Annotated in this window: 17 protein-coding genes and 1 other RNA gene; 10 read left to right on the top strand and 8 right to left on the bottom strand. The window is 59.2% G+C overall.

Annotated elements, in window-relative coordinates; all coding sequences use genetic code 11:
• Window positions 1-4: 4 nt before the first annotated feature.
• The 3 genes from dnaJ to grpE form a co-directional block, all read right to left on the bottom strand.
• Window positions 5-1,129 (bottom strand): molecular chaperone DnaJ, encoded by a 1,125-nt coding sequence (gene dnaJ, locus ACVHNU_RS00380; protein ID WP_003221522.1) that lies wholly within the window; start codon window positions 1,127-1,129, stop codon window positions 5-7.
• Window positions 1,130-1,426: 297 nt separating this feature from the next.
• Complete coding sequence (gene dnaK, locus ACVHNU_RS00375; RefSeq protein WP_003221521.1) at window positions 1,427-3,343, bottom strand: molecular chaperone DnaK; 1,917 nt, start codon at window positions 3,341-3,343, stop codon at window positions 1,427-1,429.
• A gap of 102 nt (window positions 3,344-3,445) precedes the next feature.
• Entirely contained in the window at window positions 3,446-4,012 is a 567-nt protein-coding gene (grpE, locus tag ACVHNU_RS00370; protein WP_007961425.1) for a nucleotide exchange factor GrpE, read from the bottom strand.
• Window positions 4,013-4,252: 240 nt separating this feature from the next.
• Between grpE and recN the strand changes: the two genes are divergently transcribed.
• Window positions 4,253-5,926: a DNA repair protein RecN gene (gene recN, locus ACVHNU_RS00365; protein WP_003221517.1), complete on the top strand. Its 1,674-nt coding sequence runs from the start codon at window positions 4,253-4,255 to the stop codon at window positions 5,924-5,926.
• Window positions 5,927-6,001: 75 nt separating this feature from the next.
• Here recN and fur read toward each other — a convergent pair whose 3' ends face one another.
• Window positions 6,002-6,406, bottom strand: a complete 405-nt coding sequence (gene fur, locus ACVHNU_RS00360) for a ferric iron uptake transcriptional regulator (protein WP_003221515.1) — start codon at window positions 6,404-6,406, stop codon at window positions 6,002-6,004.
• Window positions 6,407-6,503: 97 nt separating this feature from the next.
• On the opposite strand from fur, the gene ACVHNU_RS00355 reads away from it, so the two are divergent.
• A complete protein-coding gene (locus ACVHNU_RS00355) occupies window positions 6,504-7,031 on the top strand; it encodes an outer membrane protein assembly factor BamE (RefSeq protein ID WP_003221514.1) in 528 nt (175 codons plus the stop codon).
• Between the two features lie 61 nt (window positions 7,032-7,092).
• On the opposite strand, the gene ACVHNU_RS00350 is transcribed toward ACVHNU_RS00355, so the two are convergent.
• From ACVHNU_RS00350 to ACVHNU_RS00340, 3 genes are read right to left on the bottom strand one after another with little or no spacing between them, the layout of a single operon-like run.
• On the bottom strand, window positions 7,093-7,407 hold the full coding sequence (locus tag ACVHNU_RS00350; protein WP_473018783.1) for an RnfH family protein: 315 nt from the start codon (window positions 7,405-7,407) through the stop codon (window positions 7,093-7,095).
• Window positions 7,400-7,834, bottom strand: a complete 435-nt coding sequence (locus ACVHNU_RS00345) for a type II toxin-antitoxin system RatA family toxin (protein ID WP_003221509.1) — start codon at window positions 7,832-7,834, stop codon at window positions 7,400-7,402. Before ACVHNU_RS00345 ends, ACVHNU_RS00350 begins: the two co-directional genes overlap by 8 nt.
• A gap of 7 nt (window positions 7,835-7,841) precedes the next feature.
• Window positions 7,842-9,245, bottom strand: coding sequence for a sodium-dependent transporter (locus ACVHNU_RS00340; protein ID WP_003221507.1), 1,404 nt, complete (start codon window positions 9,243-9,245; stop codon window positions 7,842-7,844).
• A 119-nt stretch (window positions 9,246-9,364) separates the two neighbouring features.
• On the opposite strand from ACVHNU_RS00340, the gene smpB reads away from it, so the two are divergent.
• Window positions 9,365-9,847 carry an SsrA-binding protein SmpB gene (gene smpB, locus ACVHNU_RS00335; RefSeq protein ID WP_003221505.1) on the top strand — a complete coding sequence of 161 codons (483 nt, stop codon included), beginning with the start codon at window positions 9,365-9,367 and terminating at the stop codon, window positions 9,845-9,847.
• Window positions 9,848-9,990: 143 nt separating this feature from the next.
• Here smpB and ACVHNU_RS00330 read toward each other — a convergent pair whose 3' ends face one another.
• The gene (locus ACVHNU_RS00330) at window positions 9,991-10,758 is read right to left on the bottom strand and encodes an FCD domain-containing protein (RefSeq protein WP_045122286.1); all 768 of its coding nucleotides are present in this window, start codon (window positions 10,756-10,758) and stop codon (window positions 9,991-9,993) included.
• Window positions 10,759-11,019: 261 nt separating this feature from the next.
• On the opposite strand from ACVHNU_RS00330, the gene ACVHNU_RS00325 reads away from it, so the two are divergent.
• The 7 genes from ACVHNU_RS00325 (at window position 11,020) to ssrA (ending at window position 19,523) form a co-directional block, all read left to right on the top strand.
• A complete protein-coding gene (locus ACVHNU_RS00325) occupies window positions 11,020-12,714 on the top strand; it encodes a lactate permease LctP family transporter (protein ID WP_103484338.1) in 1,695 nt (564 codons plus the stop codon).
• A 161-nt stretch (window positions 12,715-12,875) separates the two neighbouring features.
• A complete protein-coding gene (locus tag ACVHNU_RS00320; protein WP_473018782.1) occupies window positions 12,876-13,700 on the top strand; it encodes a (Fe-S)-binding protein in 825 nt (274 codons plus the stop codon).
• On the top strand, window positions 13,697-15,151 hold the full coding sequence (locus ACVHNU_RS00315) for a LutB/LldF family L-lactate oxidation iron-sulfur protein (RefSeq protein WP_103520284.1): 1,455 nt from the start codon (window positions 13,697-13,699) through the stop codon (window positions 15,149-15,151). Before ACVHNU_RS00320 ends, ACVHNU_RS00315 begins: the two co-directional genes overlap by 4 nt.
• Window positions 15,151-15,822: a LutC/YkgG family protein gene (locus tag ACVHNU_RS00310; protein ID WP_473018781.1), complete on the top strand. Its 672-nt coding sequence runs from the start codon at window positions 15,151-15,153 to the stop codon at window positions 15,820-15,822. Before ACVHNU_RS00315 ends, ACVHNU_RS00310 begins: the two co-directional genes overlap by 1 nt.
• Window positions 15,819-18,629, top strand: a complete 2,811-nt coding sequence (locus tag ACVHNU_RS00305; RefSeq protein WP_473018780.1) for an FAD-binding and (Fe-S)-binding domain-containing protein — start codon at window positions 15,819-15,821, stop codon at window positions 18,627-18,629. Before ACVHNU_RS00310 ends, ACVHNU_RS00305 begins: the two co-directional genes overlap by 4 nt.
• Window positions 18,630-18,758: 129 nt before the next feature.
• The gene (locus ACVHNU_RS00300) at window positions 18,759-19,037 is read left to right on the top strand and encodes a hypothetical protein (RefSeq protein ID WP_103484340.1); all 279 of its coding nucleotides are present in this window, start codon (window positions 18,759-18,761) and stop codon (window positions 19,035-19,037) included.
• 96 nt (window positions 19,038-19,133) lie between these two features.
• Window positions 19,134-19,523: a transfer-messenger RNA gene (gene ssrA / locus ACVHNU_RS00295) on the top strand.
• The last annotated feature ends 39 nt before the right edge of the window (window positions 19,524-19,562 follow it).

Here is a 19,562-nt window from a genome sequence, read left to right as displayed (position 1 = left end):
CTCCTTACAGATCGCCGAAGAAGCGCTTCACACCATCGAACCAACCGGTGGTTTTCGGCGAGTGGCTGTTGTCGTCCGCCAGCGAGCTGCGGAACTCTTCAAGCAATTCGCGCTGACGGCGATTCAGATTGACTGGCGTCTCGACAGCCACACGGCACATCAGATCGCCCGCACCACCGCCACGCACTGGCGCCACGCCTTTGCCGCGCACGCGGAACTGCTTGCCGGTCTGGGTACCTTCAGGGATTTTCAGTTTGACGCGACCGTCGAGGGTCGGGATTTCCAGTTCACCACCGAGCGCCGCATCAACGAAGCTGATCGGCACTTCGCAGAACAGGTGTTTGCCATCGCGCTGGAAGATGTCGTGCTCGCGTACGTTGATCACCACGTACAAGTCGCCAGTCGGGCCACCTTGAGTACCCGCTTCGCCTTCGCCCGACAGACGAATGCGGTCGCCGGTATCGACGCCAGCCGGCACTTTCACCGACAGGGTCTTGTACTCTTCGACGCGACCATCGCCGTGGCAGGAATCGCACGGATCGGAAATGATCTTGCCCTGGCCATGGCAACGCGGGCAGGTCTGCTGCACCGAGAAGAAGCCCTGTTGCATGCGCACCTGACCGATGCCGCCGCAGGTCGGGCAGGTCGATGGCGACGAGCCTTTCTTCGCGCCGGAACCATCGCATGGCTTGCAATTGACCAGTGTCGGAACGCGGATATTCACGGTAGTGCCGCGCACCGCTTCTTCCAGATTCAGCTCCAGGGTGTAGCGCAGATCGCTGCCACGCTGGGCGCCGCCACGGGAACCGCCACGACCGCCACCGAAGAAGTCACTGAAGACATCGCCAAAGATGTCCGAGAAGTTCTGCCCGCCGAAGCCGGCGCCACCGCCACCCATGCTTGGGTCGACACCGGCATGACCGTACTGGTCGTACGCCGCGCGCTTGCTCGAATCGGACAATACTTCGTAGGCCTCGTTGGCCTCTTTGAACAGTTCTTCCGACGCTTTGTCATCGGGATTACGGTCCGGGTGATGCTTCATCGCCAGACGACGATAGGCCTTCTTCAGGTCTGCATCGCTTGAACCACGCTCAACACCCAATACTTCGTAATAGTCACGCTTTGCCATAATTCTTTTGCACTCTTGAGGACGTCCGGCAAACCCCTCCTGAGGATGGCCAAACTCGTTGAGCCCCAATACAGGCCCGGACCCAACTCACGTCAATTCAACGATCCTGGTCTTTGCTTCGTTTGGTACTTGCAGCGCGAAAAGCAGGAGCATTCCCGGCCATACCAGCAGCAAGCGAACCTTGTCGCATGCTGTAAAAATTCGTGTATTCCAGATACGCCAACGCGGGAGCAAGCTCCCGCGCGGCGACATCCTACCAGTCACCGCCGCAAGGCAGTCAACCGGGCGACCAACAACTTACTTGTGGTCTTTGACTTCTTCGAACTCGGCATCAACGACATCGTCAGCCTTTTCAGCTTTCTCGTCGTGCGGCGCCGCGCCTTCAGCAGGCTGAGCCTGTTCGGCGTACATCTTCTGAGCAACCGGAGCCGAAACTTTCGACAGCTCTTCGATCTTCGCTTCGATGGCAGCCTTGTCGTCGCCTTTCACAGCGGCTTCCAGTGCAACCACAGCGGCTTCGATCGCGGTCTTCTCTTCAGCGCTGACCTTGTCGCCCGCTTCGGTAACCATTTTGCGAGTCGAGTGAACCAGTGCGTCACCCTTGTTACGGGATTCAGCCAGCTCAGCGAACTTGCGGTCTTCCTCGGCGTTCAGCTCGGCATCGCGAACCATCTTCTGAATTTCTTCATCCGACAGACCGGAGTTGGCCTTGATAGTGATCTTCTGCTCTTTGCCGGTCGCCTTGTCTTTCGCGCCAACGTGCAGGATGCCGTTAGCGTCGATGTCGAAGGTCACTTCGATCTGCGGCACGCCACGTGGAGCTGGTGGAATGTCGGCCAGGTCGAACTTGCCCAGAGATTTGTTCTGTGCAGCTTGCTTACGCTCACCCTGCAGGACGTGAATGGTCACGGCGCCCTGGTTGTCGTCGGCAGTCGAGAACACTTGCGATTTCTTGGTAGGAATCGTGGTGTTTTTCTCGATCAGCGCGGTCATCACGCCACCCATGGTTTCGATACCCAGGGTCAGCGGGCTGACGTCGAGCAGCAGAACGTCTTTCACGTCACCGGCCAGAACGGCGCCCTGAATCGCAGCACCCATGGCAACCGCTTCGTCCGGGTTCACGTCTTTACGTGCTTCTTTACCGAAGAAATCGGTCACCAGCTTCTGTACCAGCGGCATACGGGTCTGACCGCCGACCAGAATCACGTCGTTGATCGCGCCAACGTCGATACCGGCGTCTTTCATGGCGATACGGCAAGGCTCGATGGTGCGCTGAACCAGGTCTTCAACCAGTGCTTCGAGCTTGGCACGCGAAATCTTCACGTTCAGGTGCTTAGGACCGGTAGCGTCTGCAGTGATGTACGGCAGGTTGACGTCGGTCGACTGAGCGGACGACAGCTCGATCTTGGCTTTCTCAGCGGCTTCTTTCAGGCGCTGCATCGCCAGCGGGTCACCTTTGAGGTTCATGCCGCTTTCTTTCTTGAATTCGTCAACGAGGTAGTCGATCAGACGAATGTCGAAGTCTTCACCGCCGAGGAAGGTGTCACCGTTGGTGGCCAACACTTCGAACTGGTGCTCGCCGTCAACTTCAGCGATCTCGATCACGGACACGTCGAAAGTACCGCCACCCAGGTCGTAAACAATCACGGTGTGATCGCCCTTGGCCTTGTCCATACCGTAAGCCAGAGCAGCTGCGGTTGGTTCGTTGATGATACGTTTAACGTCCAGACCGGCGATGCGGCCGGCGTCTTTGGTCGCCTGACGCTGGCTGTCGTTGAAGTAGGCCGGAACGGTGATCACCGCTTCGGTCACTGGCTCGCCGAGGTAGTCTTCGGCGGTCTTCTTCATCTTCTTCAGGATTTCAGCCGAGATTTGTGGCGGCGCCATTTTCTGGCCGTTCACTTCAACCCAGGCATCGCCGTTGTCAGCCTTGGCGATTTTGTACGGGACCATCTTGATGTCTTTCTGTACGACTTCTTCGTCGAACTTGCGACCGATCAGACGCTTCACCGCGTACAGGGTGTTGTGCGGGTTGGTCACTGCCTGACGCTTGGCCGACTGACCAACGAGGATTTCACCATCGTTGGCGTAAGCGATGATCGACGGCGTGGTACGCGCGCCTTCGGCGTTTTCGATAACTTTGGCTACGCCGTTTTCCAGCACGGAGACGCAGGAGTTGGTAGTCCCCAGGTCGATACCGATAATTTTGCCCATGTTCACTCTCCCGAAACTTTGGATTTTGTTGCCGCAGCAGTGGTGGCTAACTGCGGTAATACTTAAACGCTTGACTTCTAAATGGGGGCCTTGCGGCTAATTTCAAGCCTTCTCGTCAATCGAAGGCGAAATTGGCGCCGGCGCCTTGCTGACCACGACCATGGCCGGACGCAACAGGCGACCATTGAGCTGGTAGCCCTTCTGGAACACCTTCAGAACACTGTTCGGTTCGACGTCGGCGCTTTCCTGCATGGCCATCGCCTGATGGTGAACAGCGTTGAACGGTTCGCCATGCGGATCGATCGCTTCAAGCTGATAACGCTTGAGGGTGTCGTGGAACATTTTCAGGGTCAGCTCGATGCCTTCGCGCATCGGACGGATGCTTTCGTCGTCCGGGCTCGACAGCTCGAGGCCGCGCTCCAGGCTGTCGACGATCGGCAGCAGGTCACCGGCGAATTTTTCCAGCGCAAACTTGTGCGCCTTCTCGACATCCTGCTCGGCACGACGGCGGACGTTCTGCAGATCGGCAGCTACGCGCAGCGACTGATCCTGCGCGGCGGCCAACTGCTCTTCGAGCACTTGTACACGGGTCGCCAGGTCGTCACCCGAAGTTTCGGGCGCCTGATTGGCTTCTGGATTTTGCGTATCTACTGTCTGTTCGTCAGCCATAGAATTCTCCTTTCAATTACGTCCGCGAGCTGTACTCGCGCTTCTGCCCCGATATATGGGGCCGCAAAATCAGGCTTCAAGGGCCTGCAATGATTAACCCTACAAAAAAGTGCTGCATTGTCATTCCCGCTCGGACTAAGCATCTGATCGGATCAAGCAAATCGAGCTAAGCAAGGGCATTGTCAGCCTGAAACAAAACACTGTATAAATAACCAGACCTAAAGCCTGGGAGCGGCCTTTATGCTGGTGCACCTGTCCGTACACAACTACGCCATCGTTGAACATCTCGATCTCGAACTCGATCGCGGGATGAGCGTGATCACAGGGGAAACCGGCGCCGGCAAGTCGATCATGCTCGACGCCCTGGGCCTGACCCTGGGCGATCGCGCCGACAGCGGCGTGGTTCGCCCAGGCGCCGACAAGGCCGACATTCTGGCCACCTTCGATCTGGTCGACATTCCCGAAGCCCATGCCTGGCTGGCCGAGCGCGACCTGGAAAACGATGGCCCGTGCATCCTGCGCCGGGTGATCACCGCCGAAGGCCGTTCGCGTGGCTATATCAATGGCACGCCCTGCCCGCTCGGCGATCTCAAGGCTCTCGGCGAACTGCTGATCGATATCCACAGCCAGCACGAACATCAATCGCTGCTGAAAACCGATACCCATCGCCGCCTGCTCGATGAATACGCCGGTGCCACCGATCTGGCCCGCCAGGTTCAACTGGCTGCGCAGCGCTGGCGCCAGACTCGCCAGGAGCTGGAGCGTCTCTCCAACTCCGGCGACGAACAACGCGCGCGCCACCAACTACTCAGCTACCAGCTCGAAGAACTGGAAAACCTCGGCCTCGGCGAAAACGAACTGGAACAGCTGGAGCAGGAACACAAGAACCTGACCAATGCCGAAACCCTGCTCGGCATTTGCCGACAAGTGGTCGAACAATGCAGTGAAAGCGATTCCGGCAACGTACTGAATGCACTGACCGCCAGCCTCAACCGTCTGTCGAGCGTGAACAACTCGGTGGGCGCGCTGGGCGAAGCCAGCAGCTTGCTGACCAGCGCACAGATCCAGGTCGAAGAAGCCGTGGGCGAACTCAATCGCTTCCTCGACAACTTCGATGCCGATCCGGCGCGCCTGCAATATCTGGAAGAACGCCTCGACGCGATTTACACCCTGGCCCGCAAGCACCGGATCCAGCCAACCGAAGTCGCCGAGCTGCAGCAAAAGTTGCTGGATGAGATCGAAACCCTCAACGCCAATGACGAATCCATCGAGCGTCTGGGTGAAGAGCTGGCTTCCTACGCACGCCACTATCAAGAAAAAGCCCGCGAGCTGAGCGACTTGCGCCATCAAGCCGCCGGCAGCCTCGCCAGCGCCGTGGAACAGGAAATCCAGCGCCTGGGCATGCCCGGCGGTCGCTTCACCATAGAATTGCGCGCCAACAGCAGTGACGAATTGCTACCCAACGGCCTGGAGCAAGTCGAGCTGCTGGTCAGTGCCAACCCCGGTCAGCCGCTGAAAGCGCTGGCCAAAGTGGCTTCCGGTGGCGAGCTGTCGCGGATCAGCCTGGCGATTCAGGTGATCACCGCGCAGACCTCACGGGTGCCGACCCTGGTATTCGACGAAGTGGACGTGGGCATCGGCGGGCCGACCGCCGAAATCGTCGGCCAGTTGTTGCGGCGTCTTGGCGATCGCGGGCAAGTGCTGACCGTGACGCACTTGCCGCAAGTGGCAGCGCAGGGCCATCAGCATTTGTTCGTGCACAAGGTACGGGGCGAACAAGCGACTCACACCGCCGTGTCCAAGCTGAGCAAGAACGACCGTATAGAAGAAGTGGCACGGATGCTGGGCGGCATCGACCTGACCAAAGAGTCTTTGGCTCACGCGAAAAAAATGGTGGTCACCGCAAAAGTTTAAGAGCAGCAGAAAGCACGAAGGCGACCCTTGGGTCGCCTTCGTTCGTTTCGCGAACCTGAAATTCGCGCGACATGCTTACTTTTTCTTGCGTACGTACAGCACCAGATTGTGATCTACCAGATCAACACCGTGCTCCTCGGCAATTGCCTTCTGGAGCTTTTCGATTTCCGGGCTGACGAATTCGACGACTTCACCGGTTTCCACGTTGACCATATGGTCGTGGTGGCCACCGTCGGCCAATTCGAATACCGCGTGGCCACCGTCGAAGTTGTGACGGACCACGAGGCCAGCGGCTTCGAACTGGGTCAGAACACGGTAAACCGTGGCCAGACCGACGTCCTCGCCCGCTTCCATCAACGCCTTGTAGACGTCCTCGGCACTCATGTGACGCTGCTCGGTAGAGTCGAGCATTTGCAGGATCTTGACCCGTGGCAGGGTCACTTTGAGGCCGGCTTTGCGTAGTTCGCTATTTTCAACCATGGTCAGCTTTCTCGCGATGCTGCTTCGCAGCTTCTCTTAATGCGGGTATGATCGGCGTTTACGTTGTCCCAGCCAAGATAGTGGAAGTCGCCCACCGATGCAAAACACCAAGCTCTTGCTAACCAGTTTCACCTTTGTGGGACTGCTCGCACTCGCCGGTTGTTCATTCCCCGGGGTTTACAAAATCGACATCCAGCAGGGCAATGTCGTCACGCAGGACATGATAGACCAGTTACGCCCGGGAATGACCCGTCGGCAAGTACGGTTTATCATGGGTAACCCTCTGCTGACCGACACGTTCCATGCCGATCGCTGGGATTATCTGTACAGCCTGCAACCTGGTGGCGGTGAACGCCAACAGGAACGCATGAGTGTTATTTTCAACTCTAACGACCAGCTTGTCAGCCTGTCCGGTGACTTCATGCCGGGCGTGAGCCGTGACGAAGCCATTCTCGGCAAGGACAGTGGCACCAGCGTGACCGCCCCTGCTGAAAACGCCGAGAAGCCGAAGCCGGAACAACCAGCCAAACCTGGCTCCTTGCTGGATTCGATCCAGAAGGACGTGGATGGTGTTGAAACCGTTCCGGTTCCGACGCCTGAGCCGCTGGACACCTCGCCGCAGTAATGTGCGAGGCAATAAAAAACCCGGAATTTCCGGGTTTTTTATTGCCTGCGATTTGCTCGTCCTACTGATTTCGCGCCTTGGCTTCGGCAGCCTTGGCCGCCCGCAAGCGCCGAACCTCTTTCGGATCCGCCAGTAACGGCCGGTAGATCTCGATGCGATCCCCCGCCTGAATCAAGCGAACCTGTGGGTCAGCCACCACCTTGCCGAAGATCCCCAGCGGACATTCGTTCAGGTCCAGCTCTGGAAATTCATCGCCGATACCTGACTTGAGCACCGCCTCAAGCACTGTCGCCCCTTCAGGGACGCTCAAAGTGCGCAGGATCTGACGATCCACGGCGGCATATACCACCTCGATCTCGATCACCGGCTCAGCCATGCATCTGCTTGGCACGCTGGCAGAAAGCATCCACCAGCGTATTGGCCGCCTGATTGAACAGCGGGCCGAGTGTCGCGCGCACCAGCGGCCCGGCATAGTCGAAAGACAGGTCGAGACTGATCTTGCAGGCCTTCTCGTTCAACGCCTTGAAGACCCAGACGCCATGCAGCTGATTGAACGGGCCTTCTTCCAGGTTCATCTCGATCGACTGCCCCGGCACCAGCGTATTGCGCGTCACGAAGTGCTGACTGAGACCGCCCTTGGCCACGCCAACGCTGGCGCGCATGTGCTCGGGCGAGCTCTCCAGCACCTCGGCGGACGAGCACCATGGCAGGAATTCCGGGTAACGCGCGACGTCGTTGACCAGGTCGTAGAGGAATTGCGCCGGGTATGGCAGCAACGCCGAACGTTGAATATGTGTCGTCATGTAAGCGTTACTTCCAGAGCTGAGCGGCAAACACTACAAGAATGCCGATAGGCGCCACGTAGCGCATCAAGAACAAGGACAGGGCAAACAGCGCCGGGTTACGAATCGACAACTCGTCACGCACCGCATCACGCCCCATCACCCAACCGGCAAACAGCACAAAACACAGGCCACCGAGCGGCAACATGATCCGCGAGGTGAAGAAATCGATCACGCCGAAGAAGTCCAGACCACCCGCCGCACCCCATTGGTAGAGATGGAACAGCCCGCCATCGTTCACGAAAAATTTGGCTTCCTTCCAGATATTGAAGGAGAAAACCGTACCCAGACCAACGAACCAGCAGATGAAGGCCAGCCAGAAAGTTACCCAGCCACGGCTGATTTTCGTGCGTTCAACCAGATAGGCAACCATCGGTTCGAGCAGGGAAATCGCCGAACTCCAGGCGGCAATTGCCACCAGGACAAAGAACACCACGCCCATCAACTGGCCGAAAACCACGTTACCGAAGGCAAATGGCAGGCTGACGAACATCAGCCCCGGGCCTTCGCTAGGGTTCAAACCGCCGGCGAACACAATCGGAAACAATGCCAGACCGGCCACCAGCGAAACGAAGGTATCGAGCAGCGCGACACCGACTACGGTGCCGGACAGCGAGGCTTCCTTGGTCATGTAAGCGCCGTAGATCATGATCGAACCGACGCCCACGCTCAGGGAAAAGAACGCGTGCCCCATGGCGGGCAGCAAGCCGTCGAGGACTTTTTCCGGGTGGAAATCGAACATGAAATGCACGCCTTCCATGAAATGCCCGGTGGTCATGCTGTAACCCAGCAGCACCAGCACCATCACAAACAGCAGCGGCATCATGATCCGCAGGCTGCGTTCAAGCCCGGCAACCACGCCTTTGGCGATCACCACGGCCGACAACAGCATGAAAACTGTGTGCCAAAGTGTCAGGCGCCAGGGATCGGAGATGACATTACCGAAATAAGCGCCGACCTGATCCGCCGTAGCGCCCTGGAAGTCCCCGCGTCCCATGTCGATGATGTAATCCAGCGACCAGCCGCCGACCACACTATAGAAAGACAGGATCAGCAGCGCCGTGATCATCCCGGCAAATGCGCCCCACGACCACTTGCCCGAGTGCCCTGCTTCCAGCGCCAGCACCTTCAGGGCATTCGCCGGACTCTGTCGCGCGCGGCGGCCGATCAGGGTTTCAGCCAGCATGACCGGGATCCCGATCAACGCGATGCACGCCAGGAACATCAGCACGAAGGCGCCGCCACCGTAGACCCCGACCATGTAGGGGAATTTCCAGATGCTGCCCAGTCCCACGGCCGAACCGGTCGCGGCGAATATGAAAACCCAGCGGCTAGCCCAACTGCCGTGGACAGAAACCTTGTCTGTCGACATTGAATATCACGCCCAAGCGTTAGAAAAAGAGGCCGCATTGTCCGGGATTCACTCAACGTGCTCAAGCACGCAGCATCACCGTAGCCGAGGACCGTTTATCTCCATATAATGCCGCCCCTATGGCTAAACAGAAGAAACACCCAACAGGGACCATCGCGCAGAACAAAAAGGCGCGACACGATTACTTCATCGAACATCGGTTCGAGGCTGGTCTGGTCCTGGCCGGCTGGGAAGTAAAAAGTCTGCGGGCAAGCAAGCTGCAACTGGTCGACAGTTACGTCCTGCTCAAGGACGGCGAAGCCTGGTTGCTCGGCAGTCACATCACACCGTTGATGACCGCCAGCACCCACGTCATCGCCGATCCGACCCGCACCCGCAAACTGCTGCTCAACAAACGCGAGCTGGAAAAACTCGCCGCTGCCGTGCAACAGAAAGGCTACGCCTGCGTGTGCCTGTCCTTTTACTGGAGCAAGCACATGGTCAAGTGCGAGATCGCTCTGGGCAAGGGCAAGAAGGAATACGACAAGCGAGACACCGAGCGCGAACGCGACGCCGGTCGTGAGTTGCAGCGCGCCGTGCGCAACAAGGGCAAGGAAGAGTAATTTCTTCTGCCTGATACTGTAGCGAGGGAGCTTGCTCCCGCTGGGGCGCGTAGCGGCCCCCGCTTTCAGACAGTGGCGAGAGCCGGGGGCGCCTGCTGCGCAAGCAAGCGGGAGCAAGCCCCCTCGCCACAACTGAATTGCCGTCACATCCCCTTGCGCCGCTCCGCCCGAGCCATGCGCTGAACCTCCTGCCGCACCTCTTCCAACACTTCCTGCACATACAGAATGTGCCGACTGGAAACCTCGCGCGCCTGCTCCGCACGCCCTTCGATAATCGCCAGATACAGTTCCCGATGCTGAGCGATCAGCATGTCGCGGGTTTCCGTGCGTTGCTTGTACATGCCGCCGATGTTGGTCACCACGTTGCGTTTGAGCAGATCGAACAATCCGCGAATGGTGTGCAGCAGCACCGCGTTGTGGCTGGCTTCGGCGATCGCCAGATGAAACTTCGCATCCGCCGCCCCCTCTTCCGCCCGGCTCACTTCGTCATGTCGCGTGTAGCAATCCTGCAGCTCGTTGAATGCTGCTGTCAGACGCTCACGATCCACATCCGTGGCGCGCAATGCGGCGTAATAGGCACACGATGCCTCCAGAGTGTGCCGAAATTCCAGCAAGTCACGCTGCGCTTCGGGGTTGCTTTCAAGCAGCAATAGCAAGGGATCGCTGAAGGTCGAGCCAAGCGTATCCACCACGTAGTTACCGCCACCCTGGCGACTGACCAGCAAGCCCTTGGCCGCCAGTTTCTGAATCGCTTCGCGCAGCGACGGGCGCGATACGCCGAACTGCTCGGCCAACGTTCGCTCGGCCGGAAGCCGCTCACCGGACTTCAGCGTGCCCTCGAGGATCATCCCCTCGAGTCGCTCGACAATATCGTCAGACAAACGGCGCTGACGAATCTGATCAAACCCCATAACTCAACTCTCCACGATCCCGACCGCACGCCGGGCTCTCTATTCTGGCCGATCGGCGCCGCGCCGACACCTGTCAGTGCGCAATCGTCCGACCGGATCAGATGCCCTCTGCACCGCTTATTCGACAAAAGTTTCAGGGCGACAAATTGACACACCGACATCAAGGCTTTTACCCTAGCCAACAGCGATTGTAAATTGGTATTACCAATTAACCAAGAACGCTGACAGTGCCTGACCAACAACAATTAGGGGCCACCCCATATGCAAACCTGGCAACAGCTCTATACCCCGCTCGGCAGTCTCGGCGTCTCCGCACTCGCGGCCGTCATCCCCATCGTTTTCTTCTTTCTCGCGCTGGCGGTGTTCCGCCTCAAGGGGCATGTGGCCGGCAGCATCACGCTTGCGCTGTCGATCGCCGTGGCGATTTTCGCCTTCCACATGCCGGTCGACATGGCCTTCGCCGCTGCTGGATACGGCTTTGCCTACGGTCTGTGGCCGATTGCCTGGATCATTGTCGCGGCAGTGTTTCTCTACAAACTGACGGTCAAGAGTGGTCAGTTCGAGGTCATTCGCAGTTCGGTACTGTCGATCACTGATGACCAGCGCCTGCAGGTATTGCTGATCGGTTTCTGCTTCGGCGCCTTCCTGGAAGGTGCAGCCGGTTTCGGTGCGCCGGTAGCGATTACCGCTGCGCTGCTGGTCGGTCTCGGGTTCAACCCGCTGTACGCCGCCGGCCTGTGCCTGATTGCCAATACCGCGCCGGTAGCGTTCGGCGCGCTGGGAATTCCGATCATCGTGGCCGGCCAGGTGACCGGCATCGACGCGTTCAAGATCGGCGCCATGACCGGCCGCCAACTGCCACTGCTGTCGCTGTTCGTGCCGTTCTGGCTGGTGTTCATGATGGACGGCCTGCGCGGCGTGCGCGAAACCTGGCCCGCTGCGCTGGTTGCCGGCCTGAGCTTTGCCGTGACGCAGTACTTCACCTCGAACTTCATCGGCCCGGAACTGCCGGACATCACCTCTGCCCTGGCCAGCCTGATCGCCCTGACCTTGTTCCTCAAAGTCTGGCAACCAAAACGCACTGCCGGTGCACAGATCGCCGGCGCCACCTCGAGCGCAGCGATTACCGCCAGCGTCGGAGGTTTCGGCCAGAAGCGCACCACCGTGGCTTCGCCTTACAGTCTTGGGGAAATTTTCAAGGCGTGGTCGCCGTTCCTGATCCTCACCGTGCTGGTGACCATCTGGACCCTCAAACCCTTCAAAGCCATGTTCGCCGCCGGCGGATCGATGTACGCCTGGGTATTCAACTTCGCCATCCCGCACCTTGATCAACTCGTGATCAAGACCGCGCCGATCGTCGCCACCCCGACCGCGATTCCTGCGGTGTTCAAACTCGATCCGATTTCCGCAACCGGTACAGCAATTTTCTTCTCGGCGCTGGTCTCGATGCTGGTGCTGAAGATCAACTTCAAAACTGGTCTGACCACTTTGAAAGAGACCTTCTACGAACTGCGCTGGCCAATCCTGTCGATCGGCATGGTGCTGGCCTTCGCCTTCGTCACCAACTACTCGGGCATGTCTTCGACCATGGCTCTGGTATTGGCCGCAACTGGCGCAGCCTTCCCGTTCTTCTCACCGTTCCTCGGCTGGCTCGGTGTGTTTCTGACCGGCTCCGATACTTCGTCGAACGCCCTGTTCAGTTCGCTGCAAGCGACCACCGCGCACCAGATTGGCGTCAATGACACCTTGTTGGTAGCCGCCAATACCAGCGGCGGCGTGACCGGCAAAATGATCTCGCCACAATCGATCGCCGTGGCCTGCGCCGCGACCGGCCTGGTGGGCAAGGAATCGGATCTGTTCCGCTTCACTCTCAAGCACAGCCTATTCTTTGCGACGATTGTCGGCCTGATCACCCTGGCCCAGGCCTACTGGTTCACCGGCATGCTGGTGCACTAAAGCTGGAAGAAGCCTACAAGCAACACGGAAATAACCGACGCCGGTTCGTGATTCCGGCGTCAGCAATTCACACCCCGGTCTGTAAGGCTGCTGAAAGCAAGGCTCTTTATATTCAGCAGCCGCAACAGACGGATAACCGGGCCCACCCGGAGACACGCCTGATGAGCGAGCTTTTTTACAACGCTGTGCCCAACGCCACCCGCGTTGCACCGCCAATGCCCGAACCTCGGCAATACCCCAGCGAGAAACCGTCGCGGGTCTACCTGTTCGGGACCTGTGTGGTCGATCTGTTCTACCCCGAAGCCGGGATGGACGCGATCCACTTGCTGGAGCGCGAAGGGATAACGGTCGAGTACCCGCAGGGGCAGAGCTGCTGCGGACAACCGGCCTACACCTCGGGTTACACCGAGCAGGCGCGGACGGTCGCGCGCTCGCAACTGGCGCTGTTTGCCGGGGATTATCCGGTGGTGGTGCCATCGGGTTCCTGCGCGGGCATGCTGCGCGAGCATTACGCCGACTTGTTCAAGGACGAGCCGGAAACGTTGAAACAGGTGCAGGCCCTTGCGGCCCGCACCTATGAGTTGGCCGAGTTTCTGTTGTTCGTCTGCAAGGTGCAGCTCAAGGACAGCGGCGAACCGGTCAAAGTCGCGCTGCACACCTCGTGTTCGGCACGCCGCGAGATGAACACCCACCTGCACGGCCGCGAGTTGTTGGCGCAGTTGAGCAATGTGGAACGGGTCAACCATGAGCATGAAAGCGAATGCTGTGGCTTCGGTGGGACATTCAGCGTCCGTATGCCAGACATTTCCGGCGCGATGGTGGCTGACAAGACCCGGGCGTTGAAGGAATCCGGTGCGCATCAGGTGTTGAGCGCCGACTGCGGCTGTTTGATGAACATCAACGGCTCGCTGGAAAAACAAAAGGAAGCGTTGCGCGGGCAACACCTGGCGAGCTTCCTCTGGCAGCGAACCGGAGGTGCGAAATGAGCACCTCGACGATTATTCCTACGGTCGCCGTAGAAGAAGACTTCCGCACCCGGGCGCACAACGCCTTGGGCGATCAGCAGTTACGGAACAATTTCCGCACTGCGATGGATTCACTGATGACCAAGCGGGCAGCGGCTTTCAGCGATGCCCACGAAAGAGAACACTTGCGCGCCCTGGGCAACTCGATCAGGGCGCGAGCGCTCTCCAAGTTGCCCGACTTGCTCGAGCAACTGGAACAGAACCTGACCCGCAACGGTGTGACAGTGCACTGGGCGGAAACGGTGGACGAGGCCAATGGCATCGTCTTATCGATCATCCGCGCTCACGAGGCGCGGCAAGTGATCAAGGGCAAATCGATGGTCAGCGAAGAGATGGAGATGAACCATTTCCTCGAGGCTCAAGGTGTTGAATGCCTGGAGTCCGACATGGGGGAATACATCGTCCAGCTCGACCACGAGAAGCCTTCACACATCATTATGCCGGCGATCCACAAGAATGCCGGTCAGGTCGCGTCCTTGTTCCACGACAAACTTGGCGTGGAGTACACCAAGGACGTTGACCAACTCATTCAGATCGGTCGCAGAGTCCTGCGGCAGAAATTCTTCGAAGCGGACATCGGCGTTTCCGGCGTCAACTTCGCCGTGGCCGAGACCGGCACCCTGCTGCTGGTGGAAAACGAAGGCAACGGGCGCATGACCACCACCGTGCCGCCCGTGCACATCGCCGTCACCGGCATCGAAAAGGTTGTGGAAAACCTGCGTGACGTGGTGCCGCTGCTATCGCTGCTGACCCGCTCGGCGCTGGGCATTCCGATCACCACTTACGTCAACATGATCTCCGGCCCGCGCAAGGAACATGAACTCGACGGCCCACAGGAAGTGCACCTGGTCCTGCTCGACAACGGTCGCAGTCAGGCCTTTGCCGACAGCGAGCTGCGCCAGACCCTGAACTGCATCCGCTGCGGCGCCTGCATGAACCATTGCCCGGTCTACACCCGCGTTGGCGGTCACACCTATGGCGAGGTGTACCCGGGACCGATCGGCAAAATCATCACCCCGCACATGGTCGGTCTGGCGAAAGTACCGGATCATCCGAGCGCTTCGTCGCTGTGCGGTGCCTGCGGTGAAGTGTGCCCGGTAAAAATTCCGATCCCCGCTCTGCTGCGACGCCTACGCGAAGAGAACGTCAAAGCCCCGGACAGTCCGCATCAAGTGATGCGCGGCCAGGGCAGCAAGTATTCGCGCAAGGAACGCTTCATCTGGAACGCCTGGGCGAAACTCAACAGCTCGCCGACGCTGTATCGGTTGTTCGGGTTCTTCGCCACGCGCCTGCGTGCCCTGACCCCGAGCAATATCGGCCCATGGACGCAAAACCACAGCGCACCCAAACCCGCCGCCCGCTCACTGCACGACATGGCCCGCGAACATCTGGCCAAACAGGGAGACCGCTGATGAGCGCCAAGCAAAATATCCTCGCCAAACTACGGAAAAGTCTGACCGGCGCCACACCAATTCCCGACGACTTCGACGTCGATCTGGTGACGCAGCCTTACACCTACAGCGCCGAGCAACGTATCCCGCAACTGCGCAAACTGATGGAAGCGGTGCACACCGAAATCCATCTGACCAGCGGCGCAGACTGGCCGGCGCTGCTCGCGCAATTGCTGCGTGACCGTCAGCTACCAAGCCTGTTGATCGCACCGACTACACCTCACGGGCAGCGCATCTCACAACACTGGGCGAACAATCCTGATCTGCCGACGCTGAAGTCCTACAACCGGCCGATGGAAGAATGGAAAGCCGAGCTATTCAACGACACCCCGGCCAGCCTCACCGGCACCCTCGGCGCCATCGCCGCGACCGGTAGCCTGATCCTTTGGCCAACCCGTGAAGAACCGCGACTGATGAGCCTGGTGCCGCCGGTGCATTTCGCCCTGCTCAAGGCCAGCGAAATCCGCGACAACTTCTATCAGGTGCAACAGGAATTCGAGTGGGCCCAAGGCATGCCGACCAATGCGCTACTGGTGTCCGGCCCGTCGAAAACTGCCGACATCGAACAAGTACTGGCCTACGGCGCCCACGGCCCGAAAGACCTTGTGGTGCTGATCCTGGAGGACCAATGACGCTTCCGGTGAATTTCCTGCGCGATGCGCAGCAACTGATTCCAGCGGATCGCCGCTTCGACGATCCGCTGTCGACATTGGCCTTCGGCACCGACGCCAGTTTTTATCGGCTGATTCCCAAACTGGTGATCCGCGTCGAGTCCGAGGACGAAGTGGTGGCGCTGCTGAAACTGGCCCAGCGCGATCAGGTCCCGGTGACCTTCCGCGCCGCTGGCACCAGTTTGTCCGGGCAGGCGATCAGCGATTCGGTGCTGATTGTGCTGGGGGATAACTGGAACGCTCGTGAGATTCGCGGCCAGGGCATGCAGATTCGCCTGCAACCCGGGGTGATCGGCGCGCAGGCCAACGCGTGGCTGGCACCGTTCGGGCGCAAGATCGGCCCGGATCCGGCATCGATCAACGCCTGCAAAATCGGCGGCATCGTCGCCAACAACGCCAGCGGCATGTGCTGCGGCACCGCGCAAAATACCTATCACACCCTGGCCGGGATTCGTCTGGTTCTTGCCGACGGCACGCGCCTCGATACCGAAGACGCCGCCAGTGTCGCCGCGTTTCGCGCCAGCCACGGCGATCTGCTGGAGCGCCTGGCGACATTGGGCCGTGAGACCCGCGCCAATGCCGAACTGGCGGCGAGAATCCGCCACAAATACCGTCTGAAAAATACCACCGGCCTGTCACTCAACGCCCTGGTGGATTTCGACGAACCTGTGGATATCTTGAGCCACCTGCTGGTCGGCTCCGAAGGCACGCTCGGCTTCATCAGTGCGGTGACCTACGACACGGTGATCGACCACCCGAACAAGGCCTCGGCACTGATCGTGTTCCCGGATGTGGAAACCTGCTGCAACGCGGTCACCGTGCTGAAAAGCCAACCGGTGTCGGCGGTAGAACTGCTGGACCGGCGCAGTCTGCGTTCGGTGCAGGACAAACCGGGCATGCCGGATTTCGTACAACACCTGTCGAACAATGCCTGCGCGCTGCTGATCGAATCCCGCGCCGCCTCTTCCACTTTGCTGCAGGAACAGCTGGCGCAGATCATGGCTTCGCTGGTCAGTTTCCCGGTGGAAAAACAGGTCGACTTCACCGAAGACCCGGCCGAGAACGCCAAGCTCTGGGCGATCCGCAAGGACACCTTCCCCGCCGTCGGCGCCGTGCGTAAAACCGGCACCACGGTGATAATCGAAGACGTGACCTTCCCGGTCGAGCAACTGGCCATCGGCGTCAATCGCCTGATCGCGCTGTTCGACAAACATGCCTACGACGAAGCGATCCTTTTCGGACACGCACTGGAAGGCAATCTGCACTTCGTCTTCACCCAAGGCTTCAACAGTCCGGAAGAAGTCGCACGCTATCAGGCGTTCATGGACGACGTGGCGCAACTGGTGGCGGTGGAGTTCGGCGGTTCGCTGAAGGCCGAACACGGCACCGGGCGCAACATGGCGCCGTTCGTTGAGCTGGAATGGGGCAGCGACGCCTATCAACTGATGTGGCAACTCAAACGCCTGCTCGACCCTAATGGCATCCTCAACCCGGACGTGGTGCTCAGCGAAGATCCGCAGATTCACCTCAAACACCTCAAGCCGTTGCCAGCCGCAGACGAGATTGTCGATAAATGCATCGAGTGCGGTTTCTGCGAACCGGTCTGCCCGTCAAAAGGCCTGACCCTCAGCCCGCGTCAGCGCATCGTGATCTGGCGTGACATTCAGGCGAAAAAACGCGCCGGCGTTGACACCACCGAGCTGGAACAAGCCTACGAATACCAAGGCATCGAAACCTGCGCCGCGACCGGATTGTGCGCGCAGCGTTGCCCCGTAGGCATCAATACCGGCGAACTGGTGAAAAAGCTCCGCGCCCGTAATGCCACGCATCAGAAAACCGCCGACTGGATCGAAGGAAATTTCGCCAAGACCCTGCAAGGCGCACGCTTCACCCTGCACGTGGCAAACGGCGCACGGATGCTGCTCGGCGCACCGCGTCTGGCCAAGCTTTCGGCGACGCTGACGCGCTTGTCCAAAGGCCAGGTGCCACTGTGGAGCAACGCAATGCCACAACCGGAAAAAGCCATTCGCTTCAGCCCGAGCGTATCGGACGAACGGCCCCGCGTGGTCTATCTGGCCGCCTGCGTTTCACGGGTGATGGGCCCGGCGGCGGGTGACGAAGAGCAGATGTCGCTGTACGACAAGACCCGTGGCCTGCTGGAAAAGGCCGGTTACCAAGTGGTGTTCCCGGACAATCAGGACAACCTCTGCTGCGGTCAACCGTTTGCCTCCAAGGGCTACGCCGAGCAGGCTGAGCACAAACGCCAGGAACTGATTAGCGCCCTCCTCCATGCCAGTCGTGGCGGGCTCGATCCGATCTACTGCGACACCAGCCCGTGCACCTTGCGCCTGGTGCAGGACGTAGGAGATGTTCGCCTGGATCTGTACGACCCGGTGCGCTTCATCCGTACGCATCTTCTCGATCGTCTGGAGTTCACCCCGCAAGAAGCACCGATTGCGGTTCACGTGACCTGCAGCACACAGCATCTGGGCGAAAGCCAGGCGTTGATCGATCTCGCGCGCAAATGCAGCAAGACCGTAGTGATCCCGGAAGGCATTCATTGTTGCGGGTTTGCCGGCGACAAGGGCTTCACCACACCGGAGCTGAACAGCCATTCGCTGCGCACACTCAAGGACGCGGTGCAGCACTGCAGCGAGGGGATCTCCACCAGTCGCACCTGCGAGATCGGCCTGACGCAGCACGGCGGCATCGACTATCACGGACTGGTCTATCTGGTGGATCGGGTGACCCGCGCCAAGGCCTGCTGAAGAAAAATAGAACCCTTGCGCGCGACCGTAGTCCACAGAACAGACCCCGAAAATCGGGGCTTTTCTTCCACTCGGTTGCCCGTCCTGACGGCCAGCGAAGTCTGGAACCCTCAGTTCAAGGAGATACACATGAAACGTTCTGTACTGTTAGGTCTGTTCGTTACTGCCTCGATGCTGGCCTCCACCTCGTTCGCCGCCGACAAGCCTGCCGACCTGTGCGATGCCAATATCCAGACCATCGACAATGCCAAAGGGCAGCTGTCTACGAATCCAGAACTGACTCAGCGCGCTGAAACCAGTGTTGCCAAAGCCAAAGCGCTCAAGGCCCAAGGTAAAATCGACGACTGCATTGCGGAAACCTCGCAAACCATCGTGGAACTGCGTAAATCCACCGGCACCAACAACTGATTCACTCCCCGGCCAACCTTCGGGTTGGCCTCGGGGGCCGTTTGGCGTACACTGCGCAGGCTTGTTGCCTCACCTGATGTACGAGGCAATGAGTTCGGGGCCGATTAGGATTCGACGCCGGTGACGAAACTTTAGGTGCATGCCGACTTGGTAACAGAAGTCGTAAATCCACTGTTGCAACTTCTTATAGTTGCCAATGACGACCAATACGGTGCTGCTCTCGCTGCTTAATTGCAGCTGACATGCACTCCTGGTGCCTTCGGGCCCAGCAATCATCAGGGGATGTCTGTAAACCCGAAATGATTGTCATATAGAACAGAATCGCCGTGCAGTACGTTGTGGACGAAGCGGCTAAAACTTACACAACTCGCCCAAAGCACCCTGCCCGTCGGGTCGCTGAGGGTTAACTTAATAGACACGGCTACGCATGTAGTACCGACAGCGGAGCACTGGCGGACGGGGGTTCAAATCCCCCCGGCTCCACCACTTCAACATCTAAAGACGTCCAAGGACGTCTTTTTTTGT

This window comes from Pseudomonas sp. Ors-4-3C, from assembly GCF_055755035.1.
Note: the sequence above shows the minus strand (reverse complement) of the source record. Positions and strands in the feature narration are given on the sequence as shown.